Here is a 287-nt window from a genome sequence, read left to right on the forward strand (position 1 = left end):
TGACCACTCCGTAACGTCCCATCACCATGTTGGGCATAGAAGTCTAACGCTTTGAGTTTTGCTGCTAAAGAGGCAATCACCGGTTCTTTTCGGATAGGTTGTTGCCCGTTATAACGACTCAGCTGTTTAGCTAAAGTTGCGCCCTTAATAAAGCGCTTATCCCCTTGTCCTTTTTGTCGCCGCGTGATGTTGTAATAATCATTATCTTTGACAAAAAAAGCATATTGGCCGTTTTCTAATTCATCTAATTGTGACCCATAAATCAACACTTGGGCTTGGTCATCAGA

1 pseudogene is annotated in these 287 nt (G+C 42.5%); it reads right to left on the reverse strand.

The features are described from left to right. Positions 1-287 (reverse strand): annotated as a pseudogene (locus AOQ32_RS08830) (transcription elongation factor GreAB); the annotation flags it as partial.

It is taken from the genome of Fructobacillus tropaeoli (assembly GCF_001047135.2).
Taxonomy (GTDB): Bacteria; Bacillota; Bacilli; order Lactobacillales; family Lactobacillaceae; genus Fructobacillus; species Fructobacillus tropaeoli.